Origin of the sequence: Mycobacterium sp. (assembly GCF_040509115.1) — a bacterium.
In the GTDB taxonomy this organism is placed as follows: Bacteria; Actinomycetota; Actinomycetes; order Mycobacteriales; family Mycobacteriaceae; genus Mycobacterium.
On sequence record NZ_JBEVLO010000365.1, the window covers coordinates 1 to 2675 of the forward strand.

Here is a 2675-nt window from a genome sequence, read left to right on the forward strand (position 1 = left end):
TGGTCACCAGGTTGTAAACGTTGTTGGACCAGTTCTGGATGGTCGTGTAACGGCACCGCCCGCCCGGCTTCACGATGATCTCGACGACGGCCGAGTGCAGCGAGTCGCTCTTGTAGATCGGCGCGGTGCAGCCTTCGACGTAGTGCACGTAGGCGTCCTCGTCGACGATGATCAGCGTCCGCTCGAACTGGCCCATGTTCTCGGTGTTGATCCGGAAGTAGGCCTGCAGCGGGATGTCGACGTGCACGCCCTTGGGGACGTAGATGAACGAGCCGCCCGACCACACGGCGGTGTTCAGCGCGGAGAACTTGTTGTCGCCTGCCGGGATCACCGTGCCGAAGTACTTCTTGAACAGCTCGGGATGCTCGCGCAGTCCGGAGTCGGTGTCCAGGAAGATGACGCCCTGCGCTTCCAGATCCTCACGAATCGAGTGGTAGACCACCTCGGACTCGTACTGCGCGGCGACACCGGAGACGAGGCGCTGCTTCTCGGCCTCGGGGATGCCGAGCCGGTCGTAGGTGTTCTTGATGTCGGCGGGCAGGTCGTCCCACGTGGCCGCCTGCTTCTCGCTGGAGCGCACGAAGTACTTGATGTTGTCGAAGAAGATGCCTTCGAGGTTGGAGCCCCAGTTCGGCATCGGCTTCTTGTCGAACGTGCGCAGCGCCTTGAGTCGCATCTCGAGCATCCACTCGGGCTCGCTCTTCTTGCTGGAGATGTCCCGCACGACGGCCTCGGACAATCCGCGCTGCGCACTGGCGCCCGCCACGTCGGAGTCCGACCAGCCGTAGCCGTACGTGCCCAACGAGGCAATGGTCTCCTCTTGGGTCAGCTGCGCCTCGGGGGTGGTCGTCATGTCGACGCTCCTTGCTCGATGGTGGATTCGGCGGGGACTGTATGCCGATCGGATGGTTGTCTTTCGGGAACGAGCGGGACGTGCGTCGTACACGCACAGTCACCGTTGACGATGGTCGCCAGTCGCTGAACGTGCGTTCCCAGCACGTCGGCGAATGCTTCTTGCTCGGCCTCGCACAACTCCGGGAACTCCTCGGCGACGTGCGACACCGGACAGTGATGCTGACAGATCTGCACGCCACCGATCGGACCGGGCATCGGCGTCGTGGTGGTCGCGTACCCGGCGACGGTCAGTGCCACGGCGACGCGGTCGGCGGTCGCTGCGACGTCGGCGCCACTGGACGGGCCGTCGACACCGGCCAAGATGGTGTCGATGCGCCTGCGCGCAAACGTGCGGACGGCCTGGTCGCCACCCACCTCGCGCAGTTGCCTCATGGCGGCCGCCGCCAAATCGTCGTAAGCATGACCCAACTTGGAACGCCCAGCGGCGGTCAGTCGATACCGCTTGGCGGGGCGTCCGCGGCCGTGGTGCTGCCAGGTGGCTGCGGCATTCGACTCGGCGTCGCCGACGTCGACCAGGGCGTCGAGGTGTCGACGCACGCCAGCGGCGGAAATTCCGAGTCGGTCGCCGATCTCACCGGCGGTGGTCGGGCCCTCGAGAAGGAGCTGCACGATGGCCCTGCGGGTATGGCCGTCGGAGGTCGACGCGACACCGGCGGCAGCCGGCAACCGGGCCTCCGTGGCGCTCTCACTCTCCGCACGGATTTTCACAACACCATTGTGACGGAATTCGGCAAACGGGTCTAGCAAGGTAACCCTTAGGTGAAGGACTTACTACGCTGCTGTGATGGCAGCCCGACGACGGTCCCTGAGTTCCGCCGTCGCCCGCTGGCACGCCGACGAGAACACCGTCGGGTCGCCGCTCATCCCGTCCGAAGTCGCGTCGCTGCGCCGGACCAGGGTATTCGGAGCCGCAGGCACGGTGCTCATGGCCATCGGCGCCCTCGGCGCGGGCGCCCGCCCCGTCGTGCAGGACCCGACGTTCGGCGTGCGGCTGCTCAACCTTCCGTCCCGAATCCAAACCGTCTCGCTGACCATGACGACCACCGGCGCCGTCATGATGGCACTGGCCTGGCTGATGCTCGGTCGCTTCGCTCTCGGCGACCGACGGATGTCCCGCAGCCAGCTCGATCGCACCCTGCTGCTGTGGGCGCTGCCGCTGCTGATCGCTCCCCCGATGTACAGCAAGGACGTCTACTCCTACCTGGCCCAGAGCCAGATCGCCCGGATCGGCCTCGACCCCTATCAGGTCGGGCCCGCGCCGGGACTCGGCCTCGACCACGTGTTCACGCTGTCGGTTCCGAGCATGTGGCGCGAGACCCCGGCACCGTACGGCCCGCTGTTCCTCTGGCTGGGCAGCGGGATCTCCACCCTCACGGGAGACAACATCGTCGCCGCGGTGCTGTGCCACCGCATCGTGGTGTTGCTCGGTGTCGGGCTGATCGTCTGGGCCACACCGCGATTGGCCCGCAGGTGCGGCGTGGCCGAGGTCAGCGCGCTGTGGCTGGGCCCGTGCAATCCCCTGCTGTTCATGCATCTGGTCGCTGGCATCCACAACGAGGCGATCATGCTCGGGCTGATGCTGGCCGGAACGGAGTTCGCCCTGCGCGGCGTGGAGGCCACCGACCGGCTGATCCCGCGACCGCCGCACTGGCCGCGGACCCGCGCGGACGCATCGCAGTGGTTGCCGCTGGCCATGCTGGTCACCGGCACCGTGCTGATCGCGATGTCGTCCCAGGTGAAGCTGCCGTCACTGCTGGCCA

At 66.7% G+C, this 2675-nt stretch carries 3 protein-coding genes; 1 reads left to right on the plus strand and 2 read right to left on the minus strand.

Annotated elements, in window-relative coordinates; translation table 11 throughout:
• The coding region (gene sufB, locus ABW137_RS25420) for a Fe-S cluster assembly protein SufB (protein WP_526404233.1) at positions 1 to 853 on the minus strand (853 nt) is incomplete at its 3' end.
• Positions 850 to 1617: a helix-turn-helix transcriptional regulator gene (locus ABW137_RS25425; RefSeq protein ID WP_526404235.1), complete on the minus strand. Its 768-nt coding sequence runs from the start codon at positions 1615 to 1617 to the stop codon at positions 850 to 852. The genes ABW137_RS25425 and sufB, both read right to left, overlap by 4 nt.
• 82 nt (positions 1618 to 1699) lie before the next feature.
• On the opposite strand from ABW137_RS25425, the gene mptB reads away from it, so the two are divergent.
• A partial coding sequence (gene mptB, locus ABW137_RS25430; RefSeq protein WP_526404234.1) for a polyprenol phosphomannose-dependent alpha 1,6 mannosyltransferase MptB occupies positions 1700 to 2675 on the plus strand: 976 nt, incomplete at its 3' end.